The organism is Streptomyces sp. NPDC054887 (genome assembly GCF_053610585.1).
Window position 1 is genome coordinate 1 of sequence record NZ_JBSGYQ010000064.1, and the last position, 15,809, is coordinate 15,809.

The 15,809-nt window shown below is 73.8% G+C and carries 16 protein-coding genes; 8 read left to right on the forward strand and 8 right to left on the reverse strand.

Features of this window, described 5'->3' with window-relative positions; all coding sequences use genetic code 11:
* Positions 1-84 precede the first annotated feature (84 nt).
* Positions 85-255 carry a hydrophobic protein gene (locus ACWGH0_RS28080; RefSeq protein WP_453407041.1) on the reverse strand — a complete coding sequence of 57 codons (171 nt, stop codon included), beginning with the start codon at positions 253-255 and terminating at the stop codon, positions 85-87.
* A 23-nt stretch (positions 256-278) separates the two neighbouring features.
* Between ACWGH0_RS28080 and ACWGH0_RS28085 the strand changes: the two genes are divergently transcribed.
* Positions 279-1,313, forward strand: a complete 1,035-nt coding sequence (locus tag ACWGH0_RS28085) for a cation diffusion facilitator family transporter (protein ID WP_453407042.1) — start codon at positions 279-281, stop codon at positions 1,311-1,313.
* Here the strand turns inward: ACWGH0_RS28085 and ACWGH0_RS28090 are convergent.
* On the reverse strand, positions 1,285-2,805 hold the full coding sequence (locus ACWGH0_RS28090) for a phosphatase PAP2 family protein (protein ID WP_453407043.1): 1,521 nt from the start codon (positions 2,803-2,805) through the stop codon (positions 1,285-1,287). The genes ACWGH0_RS28085 and ACWGH0_RS28090 overlap by 29 nt on opposite strands.
* Positions 2,806-2,982: 177 nt before the next feature.
* Here ACWGH0_RS28090 and ACWGH0_RS28095 point away from each other — a divergent pair, with 177 nt between their 5' ends.
* A complete protein-coding gene (locus ACWGH0_RS28095) occupies positions 2,983-3,588 on the forward strand; it encodes a TIGR03086 family metal-binding protein (protein ID WP_453407044.1) in 606 nt (201 codons plus the stop codon).
* A 23-nt stretch (positions 3,589-3,611) separates the two neighbouring features.
* Here the strand turns inward: ACWGH0_RS28095 and ACWGH0_RS28100 are convergent, their stop codons facing one another.
* The 3 genes from ACWGH0_RS28100 to ACWGH0_RS28110 all read right to left on the reverse strand — a co-directional run bounded on the left by ACWGH0_RS28100 (position 3,612) and on the right by ACWGH0_RS28110 (position 6,780).
* Positions 3,612-4,157 (reverse strand): type 1 glutamine amidotransferase domain-containing protein, encoded by a 546-nt coding sequence (locus ACWGH0_RS28100; protein ID WP_453407079.1) that lies wholly within the window; start codon positions 4,155-4,157, stop codon positions 3,612-3,614.
* A gap of 118 nt (positions 4,158-4,275) precedes the next feature.
* Positions 4,276-4,713, reverse strand: coding sequence for a CBS domain-containing protein (locus ACWGH0_RS28105; RefSeq protein ID WP_453407045.1), 438 nt, complete (start codon positions 4,711-4,713; stop codon positions 4,276-4,278).
* Positions 4,714-4,974: 261 nt separating this feature from the next.
* Positions 4,975-6,780 carry a thiamine pyrophosphate-requiring protein gene (locus ACWGH0_RS28110; RefSeq protein ID WP_453407046.1) on the reverse strand — a complete coding sequence of 602 codons (1,806 nt, stop codon included), beginning with the start codon at positions 6,778-6,780 and terminating at the stop codon, positions 4,975-4,977.
* Positions 6,781-7,048: 268 nt separating this feature from the next.
* Between ACWGH0_RS28110 and ACWGH0_RS28115 the strand changes: the two genes are divergently transcribed.
* Positions 7,049-7,843, forward strand: coding sequence for an RNA polymerase sigma factor SigF (locus tag ACWGH0_RS28115; protein ID WP_453407047.1), 795 nt, complete (start codon positions 7,049-7,051; stop codon positions 7,841-7,843).
* Here ACWGH0_RS28115 and ACWGH0_RS28120 read toward each other — a convergent pair.
* The gene (locus tag ACWGH0_RS28120; protein ID WP_453407048.1) at positions 7,791-9,005 is read right to left on the reverse strand and encodes a PAS domain-containing protein; all 1,215 of its coding nucleotides are present in this window, start codon (positions 9,003-9,005) and stop codon (positions 7,791-7,793) included. The two genes, ACWGH0_RS28115 and ACWGH0_RS28120, sit on opposite strands and share 53 nt — an antisense overlap.
* 75 nt (positions 9,006-9,080) lie before the next feature.
* On the opposite strand from ACWGH0_RS28120, the gene ACWGH0_RS28125 reads away from it, so the two are divergent.
* The 4 genes from ACWGH0_RS28125 (at position 9,081) to ACWGH0_RS28140 (ending at position 13,662) form a co-directional block, all read left to right on the forward strand.
* Positions 9,081-9,788 (forward strand): ANTAR domain-containing response regulator, encoded by a 708-nt coding sequence (locus tag ACWGH0_RS28125; protein ID WP_453407049.1) that lies wholly within the window; start codon positions 9,081-9,083, stop codon positions 9,786-9,788.
* Positions 9,789-9,830: 42 nt separating this feature from the next.
* A complete protein-coding gene (locus ACWGH0_RS28130; RefSeq protein ID WP_453407050.1) occupies positions 9,831-11,060 on the forward strand; it encodes a sulfite oxidase in 1,230 nt (409 codons plus the stop codon).
* Between the two features lie 299 nt (positions 11,061-11,359).
* Complete coding sequence (locus tag ACWGH0_RS28135; protein ID WP_453407051.1) at positions 11,360-12,577, forward strand: aminotransferase class I/II-fold pyridoxal phosphate-dependent enzyme; 1,218 nt, start codon at positions 11,360-11,362, stop codon at positions 12,575-12,577.
* Positions 12,578-12,615: 38 nt separating this feature from the next.
* Positions 12,616-13,662 (forward strand): MBL fold metallo-hydrolase, encoded by a 1,047-nt coding sequence (locus ACWGH0_RS28140; RefSeq protein ID WP_453407052.1) that lies wholly within the window; start codon positions 12,616-12,618, stop codon positions 13,660-13,662.
* 7 nt (positions 13,663-13,669) lie between these two features.
* On the opposite strand, the gene ACWGH0_RS28145 is transcribed toward ACWGH0_RS28140, so the two are convergent.
* Together ACWGH0_RS28145 and ACWGH0_RS28150 are read right to left on the reverse strand one after the other, a co-directional pair.
* Positions 13,670-14,320 (reverse strand): DedA family protein, encoded by a 651-nt coding sequence (locus tag ACWGH0_RS28145; RefSeq protein WP_453407053.1) that lies wholly within the window; start codon positions 14,318-14,320, stop codon positions 13,670-13,672.
* Positions 14,317-15,096, reverse strand: a complete 780-nt coding sequence (locus ACWGH0_RS28150) for an MBL fold metallo-hydrolase (RefSeq protein ID WP_453407054.1) — start codon at positions 15,094-15,096, stop codon at positions 14,317-14,319. Before ACWGH0_RS28150 ends, ACWGH0_RS28145 begins: the two co-directional genes overlap by 4 nt.
* A 146-nt stretch (positions 15,097-15,242) precedes the next feature.
* Here ACWGH0_RS28150 and ACWGH0_RS28155 point away from each other — a divergent pair, with 146 nt between their 5' ends.
* Positions 15,243-15,656: a hypothetical protein gene (locus ACWGH0_RS28155; protein ID WP_453407055.1), complete on the forward strand. Its 414-nt coding sequence runs from the start codon at positions 15,243-15,245 to the stop codon at positions 15,654-15,656.
* Positions 15,657-15,809: the final 153 nt, after the last annotated feature.

Sequence of the window (15,809 nt, forward strand, 5' to 3'; positions counted from 1 at the left end):
TGCACCCAGGTGGTGCCCTACATGCCGCCGATGGTGACGTAGACGATCATCAGACTGCCGACGAGGGCGACGATCAGGAATTATCTACCATCGGTACCAACGCGACCTGCCTCCCGAGGGCGAAGTGCTGCGCAGCAGGAAGCCGAGAAGCCAGATGACCAATACCGCTATGGCGATGTACCAGAGCACTTTTATCGCGAAACCGGCACCGAAAAGAATCAGTGCCAGCAGAAGAACCAGAAGAATAGGAACCATTGTGTGCACCTCCTGATCTCCGAGTGCCCTCGAATCCTCCTCGTACACTGCGCACACGGAGAGCCGCTGTGACCGGAAAAGCCGACCGCAAGACCCGGAACACCGTTTTGGTGGCGCTCGCCGCCAATCTCGTCATCGCCGCCGCGAAAACCGTCGGCGGACTGGCGTCCGGATCACCCGCCCTGCTCTCCGAGGCGGCCCACTCCGTCGCGGACAGCGTCAACGAGGTCTTCCTGCTCGCCGCCCTGCGCCGCAGCAGGCGGCCGGCCGACCGGAAACACCCCTTCGGATACGGCAAGGAGCGCTACTTCTGGTCCCTGCTCGCCGCCGTCGGCATCTTCGTCATGGGCGGCTGCTTCTCGGTCTTCCAGGGCTTCGAGGCCCTGGGCGGACCGGACGGCGGGACGTCGCACACCGGTTACGTCGCCGGGCTCGCCGTCCTCGGCGTCGCCCTGCTCGCCGAGGGCACGTCCCTGGCCCGTGCCCTGCACCAGGCGCACCGTCAGCCCGGCGCGGGGATCGGCAAGGACCCGGCGCTGCGCACGGTCGTCGCCGAGGACGGCACGGCCGTGGTCGGCGTACTCCTCGCCGCCGCCGGCATGGGACTCCACATGGCGACCGGCGACCCGGCCTACGAGGCCGTCGCGTCCTTCTCCATCGGCCTGCTGCTCGGGTACGTCGCCTACCGGCTCGGCCGGGACGCCAGGGCCCAGCTCGTCGGGGAGGCGGCCGACCCCGAACTGCGCGCGGACATCCGGCGGCTCATCGAGGCGCAGCCCGAGATCGACAACGTGGCCGAACTGCTCACCATGCAACTGGGGCTGGACTCGCTGCTGGTCGCGGTCCGCGTCGACCTGGCGCCCGGTCTGGACAGCGAGGAGGTCGAGCTGGTCTGCGTACGCATCAAACGGTCCGTGAAGAAGACCTGGCCGCGTGCCGACCAGGTCTTCCTCGACGTGACGGAGGCCCCTTCCGACGCCGACCCCGAGGAGTTCGCGGAAGTCGGCGCCGAGGGCCCGGGCGGGGCCCCTACAACGGAAGCGGACGGTAGACGGTGAGCGCTTCGTCGGCCTTGTCGATGACGAACTCCTCCGGCGCCTGAGCCACTTCCCCGTCGTACGCGAGCAGCGTGCCCGGCGCGAGGTCCGAGATCCACACCTTGCGCAGCCGCTGCGCCGCGTGCACGGGGGAGCGGCTCAGCGGCCCGGCCAGCGCGGCGGCGAGCAGCCGCAGGCCGGGCAGCCGCCCGCCGTGCACGACCCGTACGTCCAGTAGCCCGTCGGCCAGGTTGTGACGGCGGCCGGGGGTCGGGCCGAAGCGCTGGTACATGCCGTTGCCGGCGAACAGCATCCACAGGGCGCGCCGCCGCCCCTTGTGCTCACCGATCTCGGCCTCCAGCGGCCGCTCGTCGCGCAGCACCTTGGCCGCCGCCAGCACGCCGGCGGGCCAGCCGCCGATGCGCGGGGCCCAGTGCTCCCTGATCCGCACCAGCTCCGGATAGACGCCCAGGCTGAAGGTGTTGAGGAAGTACCCCGGCCCCCCGTCGGGGCCGGGACCCGGCGTGAACCGGCCCAGGTCCACCTTGACCGCGTCGCCCGCCGCCAGGGCCCGGCAGGTGTCCTGCACCTCCTCGATGCCCAGGTCGTAGGCGAAGTGGTTGAGCGTGCCGCCCGGGAACACGGCCAGCGGCACCCCGCTGCGGGCCGCGACGACCGCGGCCCGGTTGACCGTGCCGTCCCCGCCGCAGACGCCGATCGCCCGGCCCTCCTGGGCCGCCTTCTCCAACGAGGCCGACAGCGCCTCCGGGTCGCACTCGACGACCTCGGCGTGCGGCAGCGCGTCCCGCACGAGCGCGGCCTTGGCGGCGGCGGAACCCGAGCGCCTGTTCACGACGACGACAAGGCCCCGGCCGCCTGGCAGGGCGGGCGCCTCGGTGTAGGGCCTGCCCGGCGCCGGGATCTGCCCCCGCGTCGGTACGAGCCCCCGCACCGCGAACGCCGCGCCGACGCCCAGCGCCGCGCCGACCAGCACGTCGCTGGGGTAGTGCGCGCCCGTGTAGATCCGGGAGAACGCCACCGAAGCGGCGACGGGGGCCACCACCGCTCCCCAGGCCCGGGACTCCAGCGCCACACCGGTCGCGAAGGCGGCGGCCGAGGCGGAGTGCCCGGAGGGGAAGGACGTGGTGATCGGCTGGCGCTTGAGCTGCCGGATCAGCGGCACGGCGTCCAGGACGGGCCGCACCCGGCGTACGGAGCGCTTGCCGACGGTGTTGACGGTGAGGGAGGCCAGGGCGAGCGAGGCGACGCCGCGCACGGCGGCCCGGCGGGCACGGGTGCTGCCGCCGACGGCGGCTATCGCGGCGGCCGTGCCGAACCACAGCACACCGTGGTTCGCCCCGTGGCTCAGGCGCGGCAGGACGCGGTCCGCGCCGGGCCAGTGATGGGTCGCCACGCCGTGGAAGAGGGAACGGTCCCGGGCGCTCAGCCAGGAAGCGATCCGCCCCGACGGCCGGGGCGGTACGTGTGCGGGTCCTGAGAAGGCGGAAGACATGGCACGCGAGTACCCGGCCCGGACCGATCCGAATCAGCGGCGCGTCCGAGCGGGCCCGGCGGCCGGGGACGTTCGTACGGCCGGGGACGTTCGTACAGTGGAGTGAGGATCGTGGAGTCCGTTCGTCCCTCCGGGATGTCTGACGGGAGACGCCCGGCGAGTACCCGAAGGTGAACCATGAACACCACCGACTCGAAGACGAACCCGCTTCTCACCCGCCACGGCGAAGCGCTCGCCCTGTTCGACCGGCACGTGCACGCCGTGGGCGAGGACCAGTGGCAGGCGCCGACGCCCTGCACCGACTGGTCGGTGCGCGATCTCGTCAACCATCTGACCCTCGAACAGCTCTGGGTGCCCCCGCTGGTGTCCGAGGGGCGTTCGACCGGCGACGGCGCCGACGGCTCCCTCGGCTTCGATCCCGAGGGCGACGTGCTGGGCGACGACCCGGTGGCCGCCTGGGAGCGGGCGGCGGCCGCCGCGCGGGAGGCGTTCTCGGCGCCGGGGGCGCTGGAGCGGACCGTGGAGCTGTCGTACGGGCCGACCCCGTGCGCGGCGTACTGCTCGCAGATGGTGGCCGACCTGGTGGTGCACGCCTGGGACCTGGCGCGGGGCATCGGCGCGGACGACCGGCTGCCCGCCGAGCTGGTGGACTTCACGGTGCGCGAAGTGGGGCCGTACTCCGCCGAACTGGAGAAGAGCGGCCTGTTCGCCGCCCCGGTGGAGCCGCCTCCGGGAGCCGACGTGCAGACCAAGCTGCTGTCGCTGATGGGCCGCCGCGTCTGACGCGCCCGACGGCCGGTGCGGTGCTAGGACTTGGCGGCCCGGGCGAACTCCTCGGTGAAGGCGGTGCAGAACGCCTTGAGGTCGTCGGGCCTGCGGCTGGTGATCAGCGTGGCGGGCGTCGCGTCGCAGACCTTGACCTGCTCGTCGACCCAGGTGCCGCCCGCGTTGCGGATGTCCGTACGCAGACTCGGCCACGAGGTCAGCGTCCTGCCGCGCACCACGTCCGCCTCGACGAGCGTCCAGGGGCCGTGGCAGATGGAGGCGACCGGCTTGCCCGCGTCGAAGAAGGCGCGCACGAACTCCACCGCCTTCTCGTCCATGCGCAGGAAGTCCGGGTTGGCGACGCCGCCGGGGAGCACCAGGCCGCCGTACTCGTCCACCGACGCGTCGCCGACCACCTGGTCGACGGGGAAGGTGTCCGCCTTGTCGAGGTGGTTGAAGGCCTGGATGCTGCCGGGCTTCGTGGAGACCAGCCGGGGCGTGTCACCCGTGTCGGTCACCGCCTGCCAGGGCTCGGTGAGTTCGACCTGTTCGACGCCCTCCGGCGCCACGAGAAACGCGATCCGCATCATGCTCCTTTCCTGGAACTTCCCCATATCTCGAGTGCTGGTGCTGCGTGTCCCGGTGCCGCGCCGCCGGTGCGGCGTGTGCCGGTCCGGCGGGGTGCTGCCGCCGGCGCGCCCTCGCTCAGAACCCGGTCTCCGGGCCCGGGCTGGGCGCGGACCTGCTGATGTCCGCGAGCGTCGACCCCGGGTCCTGGAACTCCGCGAGGTCCCCGATGCTCACCACGCCGAGCGGAAAGCCGTCCTCGACGACCGGCAGCCGCCTGACGGCGTGCTGGCGCATCAGGGTGACGGCCGTCGACACCTCGTCGTCCGGCCCGACGCACACCGGCGCGGGCGTGCACACGGACTGGACGTTGACGGTGAGGGGGTCGAAGCCGTCCGCGACCGCGCGCAGGGCGATGTCCCGGTCGGTGAGCACACCGATCAGCTGGTTGTCCCGCGCCACCAGCACATCACCGATGTCCTGCGCGCGCATCAGCTGCGCCGCCTCCACGAGCGAGGCGTCGGGCCGCACCGCCGCGACACCCGCCGTCATCACTTCCCTCACGAACTGGGCCATGGCTGTCCGCCTCATCTCTTCGTCCGCGCTGTCGGCTACCGGCGCGGGTACCCGTCGCGCGGACGGCAAACACCCGCCGTACATCCGCTCCCTCCCGGTGTTTGAGCGTCGGCGAACGGGGGACCCGGTCCGCGGCCGAGCGGCCACTTGGGAAGAGGGACGGCCTCCGGGCGCGTTCCCGCACCGCTTCGAACGGCGGCGGCGCGGGACGCGCCCGGAGTTCTGCCCGCGCCGGGGGCGCACCGCCCCCGGCGCCGTGCGTCAGTCGTCCGCGCCGGGCCTCGGGCTCCCCGGCAGGAACTCCTGGACCTTCGCCTTCAGGCCCTGCTTCATCACCGAAGCCCCGTCGGCGTCCCCCTTCAGCAGCGCCGACGCCGTCGCCTCGATCTGGTCCCACGTGGCGTGCGGCGGGATCGGGGGCACCGCGGGGTCGGTGACGAAGTCCAGTACGACGGGACCGTCCGCGTCCAACGCGGTCCGCCAGGCGCCCTCCACCTCCTCCGGCTTCTCCACCCGGATCCCGGTGAGGCCGATGGACTCGGCGAACGCCGCGTACGACACGTCCGGAAGCGACTGCGACGGCAGGAACGACGGCGCGCCGCCCATCGACCGCAGCTCCCAGGTCACCTGGTTCAGGTCCTGGTTGTTGAAGACGGCCACCACCAGGCGCGGGTCGTCCCACAGGTGCCGGTACTTGGCGACGGAGATCAGCTCCGCCATGCCGTTCATCTGCATCGCCCCGTCACCGACGAGCGCGATCGCCGGGCGGTTCGGGTGCGCGAACTTCGCCCCGATGGCGTACGGCACACCGCACCCCATCGTGGCCAGCGTCCCCGACAGCGACGCCCGCATGTCCCCGCGCAGGCGCACGTGGCGGGCGAACCAGTTGGTCGCCGAACCCGAGTCGGCCGTCACCATCGCGTGGTCCGGCAGCAGCGGGGAGAGCGCCGCCGCCACGTACTCCGGGTTCACCGGATCGGCGGACAGGGCGGCCCGCCGTTCCATGATCTCCTTCCACCGCTCGACACCCGCGCAGATCTCGTCGAACCAGTCACGGGCCTCGTTGCGCCGCAGCAGCGGGATCAGCTCGCGCAGCGTCGCCCGGGCGTCGCCGACCAGGTTCACCTCGTACGGGTAGCGCATGCCGATCATGTGCGGATCGATGTCGATCTGCACGGCCCGCGCCTTGCCGAACTCGGGGAGGAACTGGGAGTACGGGAAGCTGGAGCCGATCGTCAGCAGCGTGTCGCAGTCGCGCATCATCTCGTACGACGGGCGGGTGCCGAGCAGCCCGACGGAGCCCGTGACGTACGGCAGCTCGTCGGACAGCACGTCCTTGCCCAGCAGCGCCTTCGCGACGCCCGCGCCCAGCAGCTCCGCGACCTCCGCCACCTCGGCCCGCGCGCCCGCCGCGCCCTGGCCGGCCAGGATCGCCACCTTGTCACCGGCGTTGAGCACGTCCGCCGCGCGCCGCAGCGCGTCCGGCGACGGCATCGCGGTCCAGCTGCTGCGGTCCAGGCTGGAGGGGACCATCTTGAAGGCGTGCGGCGGGGGCGTGTACTCCAGCTCCTGCACGTCGGCCGGCACGATGACCGCCGTGGGGCAGCGCCGGGCGTACGCCGTGCGGATCGCCCGGTCCAGGACGTTCGGCAGCTGCTCCGGCACCGTCACCGTCTCGACGAAGTCGGAGGCGACGTCCTTGAACAGCGTGTGCAGATCGACCTCCTGCTGGTACGAGCCGCCCATGGCGCTGCGCGCGGTCTGCCCGACGATCGCGACGACCGGCACATGGTCGAGCTTCGCGTCGTACAGGCCGTTCAGGAGGTGGATGGCGCCCGGACCCGAGGTCGCGACGCACACGCCGAGCCGGTTCCCGAACTTCGCGTACCCGACCGCTTCGAACGCGGACATCTCCTCGTGCCGGGACTGGATGAAGCGCGGCTGGTCGTCGGCGCGTCCCCAGGCCGCCAGCAGACCGTTGATGCCGTCACCCGGATAGCCGAAGACGCACTCCACGCCCCACTCACTCAGGCGCGACAGGATCCGGTCGGCAACGTCGGTGCTCATACGAAGGGCCTCCTACGGGCGGTGCGGGTGAAAAAGAGCGGCACCATGCCGGGTACCAGGCATCCCGGAACGGAAACCGGCCCGCCGCGAAACCCGACCCGTTTGCCCCTCCGAAGCGGGGGCACGTGCTCCATGTGCTTCGGACCGGAGGCACGTCCGTGGGAGCGGTGATCAGACGCTCCGGACGTGTCACGTCCGGAGTTCCCTGCGAAGCCTCCCCCGGTGACACCCGTCCGCCGTCTGCACCGTTCAGGGAGTTGCAACGAAGATGCGTACCACCACAGTCCGCAGGACGCACCCGCACCACGACGCCCCCGACACCACCGAGGCCTTCCGCCGTCTGTGCGCCATGCCGGAGGGCGAGGAGCGGGACGCGCTGCGCCAGGAGATCGTGAACGCCTGGCTGCCGATGGCCGACCGGCTCGCCGGCCGGTTCCGCAACCGCGGTGAGGCCATCGAGGACCTGCGCCAGGTGGCCGCGCTCGGCCTGGTCAAGGCCGTCGACCGGTACGACCCGGAGCACGGCTCCGCCTTCGAGAGCTACGCCGTGCCGACGATCACCGGCGAGATCAAGCGCCACTTCCGCGACCACATGTGGACCCTGCACGTACCGCGCCGCGTCCAGGACCTCCGCAACCGCGTCCGCGCCGCCAGCCAGGAGCTGTCCGCGACCGTCTCGGGCCCCGCCCCCACCGTCGCGGAGATCGCCGAGAAGGCCGGCATGACCGAGGAGGAGGCGCTCACCGGGCTGGAGGCGCTGGACTCCTTCACCGCGCTGTCCCTGGACGCCCAGCTCCCCGGCACGGGCGACGGGTACTCGCTCAGCGACGCCCTCGGCGGCCCCGACAGCGCGCTCGACGTCGTCGTCGACCGCGAGGCCGTCAAGCCGGCCCTCAACAGGCTTCCCGAGCGCGAGAAGAAGATCCTCTACATGCGCTTCTTCCGGGACATGACACAGAGCAGCATCGCCGAGGACCTCGGCCTCTCCCAGATGCACGTGTCGCGGCTGATCAGCCGCTGCTGTACCCGCCTGCGCGACGAGGCCCTGCGGGACGCCGCATAGCGAGCGCCACGTGGCGGGACATCAGGTCCACGACCTGGCCCTCCGCCATGGAGAACGCCCGCCGCGCGCCCGTACGGAACAGGGTGAGCACCCCTTGGACCGGCCCCGTGGATCCGACCCCGCCGTCGACGCCCGGAGCCGTCAGCGGCACGCACAGCAGCGACGTGACGCCGGCCCGTACGAGCACCGGGGCGCCCCCGGGGTCGTGCCCGAAGCCGTCCGTGTCCTCCGGCCGCACCTGGAGGGTCGCGGAACCGCCCCGCGCCGCCTCCGTCACCAGCGGGCACCCGGCCGGATCCTGCCCCGCCAGCATCTGCGCGAGGGCCTCGTCGGACGGCCCGCCCGGTCCCAGCACCAGCGAGCGCTTGAGCGGCTGACCGGTGACGGTATCGGCGACCACCCAGTCGGCGAAACGGCCGTGCAGGACCCGTGCGGCGCTCTCCAGGGCGGCCTCCCCGTCCCCGGGAACCACGGTCAGCAGCGCGGTCGTCATCGCGTCGACGAGGTCGAGGCGCTCGGCGGACCGGGTCGTCTCCCGCAGGTCCGGCAGCTCGGGGCGCCGCCGCCCGGCGGCGGCGCCCGCCGGCGGACGCGCGCCGCCGGACACCCCGCCCTGGAAGGCGACGAGTACGGCCGGATGTGCCTCGTCCGGCGGCCGCAGCGCGGTCAGGGTGGCCAGCAGCCGCTCGTCCGGCCGCTGCTGAAGATGGACGGACAGGCTCCGGTCGCCCTCCCCGCGCACCACCGCGGCGGTCTGGGACCGCAGCGCCGCCCGGTCCGCCGGGCTCAGCAGCGCCGCCAGCGGCCGCCCCGTCGCATACCCGGCGCGTACGCCGGTGAGATGAGTGGCGGCGAAGTTCATGCGCCGTACGACGGTGTCCCTGTCCACCAGGGCGACCGGCACCGGAAGCCGCTGGAACAGGGCCTTGAGGAGCTGTCGCTCCTGTCGCTCGCGCCGGTCCGGGGCAGCGGCGTCCGGCACCGCCGCCTTCAGCCGCTCGTACCGGGGCCACAAGGTGTCCGCCACGTGGCGGAGTTCGAAGAGAGCCGCATCCAGGACGGCGGCGTGCTCGTCCGGCGGCAGGGCGCGCGCGGCCCTCAACTCGCCGACCCGTCTGACGAAATCTGCCAGCTCCGCGCCGAAGTCGTCCGTCTGCGTCATACGAGAAAGCTAACGGGTCCGGCGGTTTTGCGGACCGGGTGGCGGGAAGCCGCACAGGGAAGGGAGAACCCCGCCATGGTGTCCGAACAGGCAGTCCACGGCCCCGAACCCGACTCCCCGGTGCGCACGCTCTCCGAACTGGCGCAGCAGTCGGCGCGCTGCGCCCCGGCCAGTTGCGGTGCCGTGGCGACGATAGCGGACACGGGCGCCGAGCGGCGGACGACGGCGACCCACCCGGATCTGGCCGCGCTCGCCTCGGTGCAGCTCGCCGTGGGCGACGGCCCGATACCGGCCGCGCTCGACAGCGGCGAGCCGGTGGGCGCGCAGGACCTGCTGAACGACGACCGGTGGCCGCGGTACCGGGCCCTGGCGCTCGACTCCGGCGTACGCGCCACCGTGACCATCCCGTTCCGCCGCGACGGCATCGAGGTCACCGTCAGCCTCTACGGTTTCCGCCCCGGCTCCCTGGAGCGCGCGGCGTACGGCCCGGTGGGCGTCCTGGGCGAGCAGGTGACCGCCGGGCTGGTCCGCGACCGGCGCTACCGCGCGGCCCTGGCGGAGGTGGACCAGCTGGAGACGGCGCTGCACTCGCGGGCCGTCATCGACCAGGCCAGCGGGATCGTGATGCACGTCCTGCGCTGCGACAGCGCGGAGGCGTTCCGGGTCCTGCGGGAGCTGTCCCAGCGGTCGAACCGCAAGCTGGCGGAGGTCGCGGAGTCGGTCGTCGAGGGCAGGGGACATGGCCTGGAAAGCACTCTGGCCCGGCTCGCGCGGCGACCCTAGGATCACCCCTCCTGTCCGCTGTGACGTGCGAGGAGTTCCGCGATGAGCGCTGAGACGACGCCAGGGCACCACCGAGCCGGAGCAGGCCGGGTGGGCCGCCGTGACCTGCTGAGGCTGCTGGCCGCGGCGCCCGTCGCGGCGCAGTGGGCGGCCGGCGCCCCGGCGGCCGCGTCCCCGTCCGGGGCCGCCGGGGCGCCGGGCATCGTCAAGCCGCTGCCGGCCGGAGTGTTCACGGTCCGCGGCACCAACGCCGAGACCGACGTGGCGGCCTTCGCCGGGACGGGCGTGCTCACCCCCGTCGACCGGTTCTTCGTCCGCAACCACACTTCCACCCCGAGGCTGGGGGAGGCGGACTGGCGGCTGACGGTGTGGGGCGGAGGGCTGCGCGGCGGACCGGTCGAGTTCACGTACGGACAGCTGCGCTCCCTGCCCTCCGTCACCCGCACCGCCGTCCTGGAATGCGCCGGCAACGGCCGTTCCTACTACGCCACCCAGCAGGGGCAGCCCGTCACCGGCACCCCCTGGGCCCTCGGCGCGATCGGGGCGGCCCGCTGGCGCGGGGTGCGGCTCGCCGACGTCCTGCGGCGGGCCGGGATCAGCGACCGCGCGGTCGACGTGATGCCGCGCGGCCTGGACGACGAGTTCGTCGCCGACGGCGTCGGCCTCGGCCGGCCGCGCAGGCCCATGCCGGTCGCCAAGGCGATGGACGACGTGATCCTGGCGTACGAGATGAACGGCGAGCCCCTGCCGTACGACCACGGCTTCCCCGTGCGCGTCGTCGCGCCGTCCTGGGTCGGCATCGCGTCCGTCAAGTGGCTCGGGGACATCGAGGTGAGCGACACGCCGCTGGAATCCCCGTGGAGCACGCGGTACTACCGGCTGTTCGGCGACGCGTATCCGCCGGAGGGGAGCGCCCCGCTCACCCGCCAGACGGTCAAGAGCATGTTCGAGCTGACGCCCGGCGCGGTCCTCGCGCCGGGCAGGACCCACCGCCTGACCGGCCGTTCCTGGTCGGCGGCCGCGGCCGTGCGCACGGTGGAGGTCAGCACGGACGGCGGCGCGCACTGGCGCCGCGCCGAACTGCGCGACACCCCGCGCCGGGACGGCTGGGTCCGCTGGTCGGTTCCCTGGCGCCCCCGCCGGGAGGGCCCGGCCGAACTGCTGGCCCGCGCGACGGACGCGCGGGGCAACACCCAGCCCGCGACCTCGGTGCACAACACCCAGGGGTACCTCTTCGACGCGGTCGTACGCCACCGGGTCACCGTGGCCTGACGACGACGGGCCGGCCGGCGTGCGACCGCTCCACTCCGAGGCCCGTACCCCTCGCGTACGCCCGTACGGCGGCGTTGTGGCCCCCCGGCCGGCGACCCGGCCGCGGGGGCCGTGGCATGCGCATGCACCGGCTCCGCCGGGGAACGCGAGGCTTGCCCGGCGGAGATCACGTCCGCCCGGTGACCGCCGTCCACCGGCTCTGGGCGGGGTCACCGACGGGGCTCCGCCCCGCAAGCGCCGTACGGGAACCACCCGTATAACCGTATACAGGGCCAGCCGATCGGCGTGGAGGTGACCGCATGCAGCGGACGGTCGAGGAAGGGCGCGGCCCCGTCCGGTACGGGCCGCTCGCCCCCGGTCCCGGCCTGCCCGTACTGCCGGAGCTGTCCGCCGTCCTCGCCGCGGCCGCGGGGCGCACCCACGCCGAGCCCCCCGGCGGCGGGCCGGCCCTGCGCGGGGCCGCCGCCGCGTACTGGTGGCGCCGCGGGCTCCAGACCGAGGCGCGGTCCGTGGCCGTCGCGTCCGGCGCGCAGCCGCTGCTGTTCGCGCTGATGGCCGCCGTCGGCGGCGACGTCCTGATGCCCCGCCCCTGCCCGGCCTGGTGGGTGCCGCAGGCCACGATGCTCGGCCGGCAGGCGTACCACGTGCCCGCGCCGGCCGAGTGCGGCGGTGTGACCGACCCGTTCGCGCTGCTGGAGACCGTACGACGGGTCCGCGACGAGGGCGGCGACCCGCGCCTGCTGCTGCTCAGCGTCCCCGACGACCCGACGGGCACCGTCGCCCCGCCCGAACTCGTGCACGAGGTCTGCGAGGCGGCCGTCTCCGAGGGCCTGCACGTCATCAGCGACGAGACCTGGCTCGACACGCTGCACCGGCCGCAGGAGACGGTGTTCGTCAGCCCGGCCGAGATGTTCCCCGGCCAGGTGACCGTGCTCGCCGACCTGGCGGGCGCGTACACCCCGGCGAGCTGGCCCGCCGCCGTCGCCCGCTGCCCCCTCACGGCGTACGGAACCGCGCTGCACGCCCGGACCCTGGACCTGCTGGCGGCGACCGGCGCCGTCGTCGCAGGGCCGGTCGCCGAGGCGGCGACGTACGCCCTCGGCGAGCCGGAGCCGGTCGCCGTCCGGCTCAGGACCGCCGCCGCGCTGCACGCGCGCGTGGCGGCCGCCGCGCACCGCACGGTCCTCGCCTCCGGCGCGCTCGCCCGGCCGCCCCAGGCCGGCCGCCACCTGTACGCCGACCTCGGCCCGCTGCGCGCCGGCCTCGCCGCCCGCCGGGTCACCGACTCCATGGAACTGGAGGACTACCTGAGCGAACGCCTCGGCGCCCCGGTCCCCGGCGGCCACCGGTTCGGTGACGAAATGGGCGGTCTGCGCGTACGGATCGCGACCGCTCCGCTGCTCGGAGCAACCCCGGAGCAGTGTCTGGAGTCCCTCACTTCGGCACAGCCCCTGGAACTGCCCCACGTGGCCCGCGCGTTGACCGCTTTCGCAACGGCCTTCGACGAACTGCGCTGACCCCAAGCCGGCCTACGCCACCGAACGGAGCCCCCTCGATGACGGAGACGCGAGAGCACACCGAGCAGCCGACCGGGCGGTCCGCCGCCCGCTCCCTCGCCGGCCCCGCCACGCTCGCCCCGCCGCGCCCCCTGGGCGAGATCCGCACCTGGCCCCGGTCCTTCGCCGACCGCCTCACCACCCCGCTCCCGGGGGTGTCGGCGTTCGCGAGACTCGCCCGCGAGGGAGCGCTGCGCCCGGGCCCCGAGGGCTTGCGCGACATCGCCCTCGTGCCGTACGAGCCCGCCCCGCTGCCGGCCGCGGACGTCTCCACCCTCGCCGTCACCTGGGCCGGGCACGCCAGTTGGGTCGTACGCATAGGCGGGCTCACGGTCCTCACCGACCCCGTCTGGTCGCGGAAGATCCTCGGCACGCCCACCCGCGTCACACCCGTCGGCGTCCGCTGGGAGGACCTGCCGCAGATCGATGCCGTGGTCATCAGCCACAACCACTACGACCACCTGGACGTCCCCACCCTCAAGCGGCTTCCGCACGACACGCCGCTCTTCGTCCCGGCCGGTCTGGCCCGCTGGTGCCGCCGCCGCGGGTTCACCCGGGTCACCGAGCTCGACTGGTGGGAGGGCGCCGAACTGGGCGGCGTGCGTTTCGACTTCGTGCCCGCCCACCACTGGAGCAAGCGCTCCCTCACCGACACCTGCCGCACCCTGTGGGGCGGTTGGGTGCTCAGCGAGGAACGCGGCGAGGGCCGGCGGGTGTACTTCGCGGGCGACACCGGCTACGGCCACTGGTTCAAGGAGATCGGCGTCCGTCACCCCGGCATCGACCTGGCGCTGCTGCCCATCGGCGCGTACGACCCGCGCTGGTGGCTCAGCGACGTGCACGCGGATCCGGAAGAGGCCGTCCAGGCGTGCGAGGACCTCGGCGCCGCCCGCATGGCGCCCATGCACTGGGGGACGTTCGTCCTCTCCGCCGAGCCGGTCCTGGAGCCGCTGACCCGGGTGCGCGCCGCCTGGGAGCGCGCGGGCCGCCCCCGCGACGGACTGTGGGACCTGCCGATCGGCGGCTCCCGCGTACTGGACATCTGACGGTTCGTCAGGAACCGGCGCCGCGCAGCCTGCGCCACACCGCCGGCGCCGCCCCGATCACCAGCGTCAGCGCCACCGCGGCGACCACGCCCTGCCACGGCTCGGGAAAGAGCGAGCCGCCGAGGATGCCGATGAGCTGGTACGCCGCGGCCCAGGCGAGGCACGCCGGTACGTCGCCACGGGCGAACCGTCGCATCGGCATCCGTGACAGCAGGCACGCCAGCATCACCGGGATCCGCCCGGCGGGAACCAGCCGGGAGAGCACCAGGACCTGCGACCGGTGCTCGTGCAGCTTGCTCCGGGCCTGTTCCAGGCGCTCCGGCGAGGCCCGGCCGCGCAGCGCCTCCAGCCGGCGCGAGCCGTTCTTCGAACGGACGCCGCGCAGGCCGAGCCAGTACAGCGCTATGTCGCCCAGGAACGCGGCCGACGCCGCCAGCGCGAAGACGATCAGCAGCGCGAAGGGGTCGCTGTGGTGGAACGCGACCACGGCGGCAGTGCTCACCAGCGCCCCCGTGGGCACCACCGGCACCAAAGACCCCAGCGTCACCAGCAGGAAGAGCGCCGGATAGCCGACCGCCTGCTGCGTCGACTCCTGCGGCAGCTCCGCCACCCGGACCACCGCGTCGTGGACGGTCTCCACCACGCCGGCCGGGTTCACCCGCGGCCCTCCGGCCGGACCGTCTCGCCGTGCCCGAGCCGGTGCACGGCGACGTGCGGCGCGAGCCGCGCCGCCTGCCGGACGAACTCGTCGCCCGGGGAGTGGAACTCGTGCGGCCTGACCGCGTCGAGCCCGATCGGCCAGTACGTCCCGTAGTGCACGGGCACGGCCGCGCGCGGCGCGATCCGGGCCAGCGCCTGGGCCGCCCGCCGCGCGTCCAGATGCCCGTGCCCGAGGAAGGGCCCCCAGCCGCCGACCGGCAGCAGCGCCACGTCCACGGGGCCCACCGCGCCGGCCATGTCGTCGAACAGGCCGGTGTCCCCGGCGAAGTACGTGCGCGCCTCGCCCGTGACGACGTAGCCGAGCGCGGGGGAGCGGTGCGGCCCGAACGGCAGCCGCCGCCCGTCGTGCAGCGCCGGAACCGCCCGTACGAGCAGGTCCTTCACCCGTACCTCGTCGCCCGGCTCCACCTCCGTCACGGGGCAGCCGCGGCCGGACAGCCGGCGCAGGCCGGGCACTGCCAGGGCCGCGCCGCGCGGCACGATCAGCCGCGTGCCCGGCGCGAGGCGGTCCAGCGACGGCAGATGCAGATGGTCGCTGTGCAGGTGCGACACGAGCACGGCGTCGGCCTCGGCGGCCTCGGGCGGCGGCACCGCCCCGCGCCTGCGCCGCAGATGGGCGAGGCGCCGCGCGAACAGCGGGTCCGTCAGCACCCGGGCCCCGGCGTCCGCGACGGTGCAGGTGGCATGCCCCCACCAGGTGATCTCAACCGTCACGTACGGCCTCCTCGCCGGTTGTCGCCGGGACGTCTCCCAGTATGGCCACTGGTCTCCCCCCGGAGTGCGCCGCGCACTCCTCCTGCCCGTCGCGGGAGCGGAGTAGGGTCTGCGGCTACAGCCAGCGTCGCGGGGGGAGTCGGGTCATGGGCGTCACGGACGGGGTACGGGTGGCGGCCATCGCGAGCCTGACGCCCCTGGAGGAATTGGACGACGACCCGTTCCTGGTCGACACGCGCGCCCAGCAGGCCATGTGCGGGCGCTGGGCCGCCGACAAGGGGTACGTCGTCACCCGGCAGGTGCTCTGCTACGGCATGCGCCCGGACCACCGAGCGCTGTGGGCGGACCTGGAGGCGGGCACGGCCGACCTCTTCGTCGCGCCCAACGAGCGCGTCCTGGCGCGGGCGCTGACCTCGGTGCGCGCGTTCCGGGCGGAGTGCGAGCGCCGGGGCGTCCGCCTGGAGACGGCCGATCTCGACGAGCCCGTCTACAGCGCCGCGGCCAAGGCCGACGTGCATCGGAGACTGTCGATGCCGACGGCCGGTTATGACGGCTGCTGACCGGTCCTGAATCTTCCGGCGCTCTCCCGACCGCCGGGCCGCCGGTCACCGGCGCACGGGCGCGGGCACCGCTCGGCGCTGTGCCACGCTGGAAGCACAGCGGGCTCCCAGGTGCGGCCCGGGACGGTGAGGTGGGGACGGCGTGGTCCGACG

What these genes read in the sequence shown, in the direction of transcription:
- ACWGH0_RS28080 (WP_453407041.1), bottom strand. Translation starts at nt 255, where the DNA reads ATGGTTCCTATTCTTCTGGTTCTTCTGCTGGCACTGATTCTTTTCGGT.
- ACWGH0_RS28090 (WP_453407043.1), bottom strand. Translation starts at nt 2,805, where the DNA reads ATGTCTTCCGCCTTCTCAGGACCCGCACACGTACCGCCCCGGCCGTCG.
- ACWGH0_RS28095 (WP_453407044.1), top strand. Translation starts at nt 2,983, where the DNA reads ATGAACACCACCGACTCGAAGACGAACCCGCTTCTCACCCGCCACGGC.
- ACWGH0_RS28100 (WP_453407079.1), bottom strand. Translation starts at nt 4,157, where the DNA reads ATGCGGATCGCGTTTCTCGTGGCGCCGGAGGGCGTCGAACAGGTCGAA.
- ACWGH0_RS28105 (WP_453407045.1), bottom strand. Translation starts at nt 4,713, where the DNA reads ATGGCCCAGTTCGTGAGGGAAGTGATGACGGCGGGTGTCGCGGCGGTG.
- ACWGH0_RS28110 (WP_453407046.1), bottom strand. Translation starts at nt 6,780, where the DNA reads ATGAGCACCGACGTTGCCGACCGGATCCTGTCGCGCCTGAGTGAGTGG.
- ACWGH0_RS28115 (WP_453407047.1), top strand. Translation starts at nt 7,049, where the DNA reads ATGCGTACCACCACAGTCCGCAGGACGCACCCGCACCACGACGCCCCC.
- ACWGH0_RS28120 (WP_453407048.1), bottom strand. Translation starts at nt 9,005, where the DNA reads ATGACGCAGACGGACGACTTCGGCGCGGAGCTGGCAGATTTCGTCAGA.
- ACWGH0_RS28125 (WP_453407049.1), top strand. Translation starts at nt 9,081, where the DNA reads ATGGTGTCCGAACAGGCAGTCCACGGCCCCGAACCCGACTCCCCGGTG.
- ACWGH0_RS28130 (WP_453407050.1), top strand. Translation starts at nt 9,831, where the DNA reads ATGAGCGCTGAGACGACGCCAGGGCACCACCGAGCCGGAGCAGGCCGG.
- ACWGH0_RS28135 (WP_453407051.1), top strand. Translation starts at nt 11,360, where the DNA reads ATGCAGCGGACGGTCGAGGAAGGGCGCGGCCCCGTCCGGTACGGGCCG.
- ACWGH0_RS28140 (WP_453407052.1), top strand. Translation starts at nt 12,616, where the DNA reads ATGACGGAGACGCGAGAGCACACCGAGCAGCCGACCGGGCGGTCCGCC.
- ACWGH0_RS28155 (WP_453407055.1), top strand. Translation starts at nt 15,243, where the DNA reads ATGGGCGTCACGGACGGGGTACGGGTGGCGGCCATCGCGAGCCTGACG.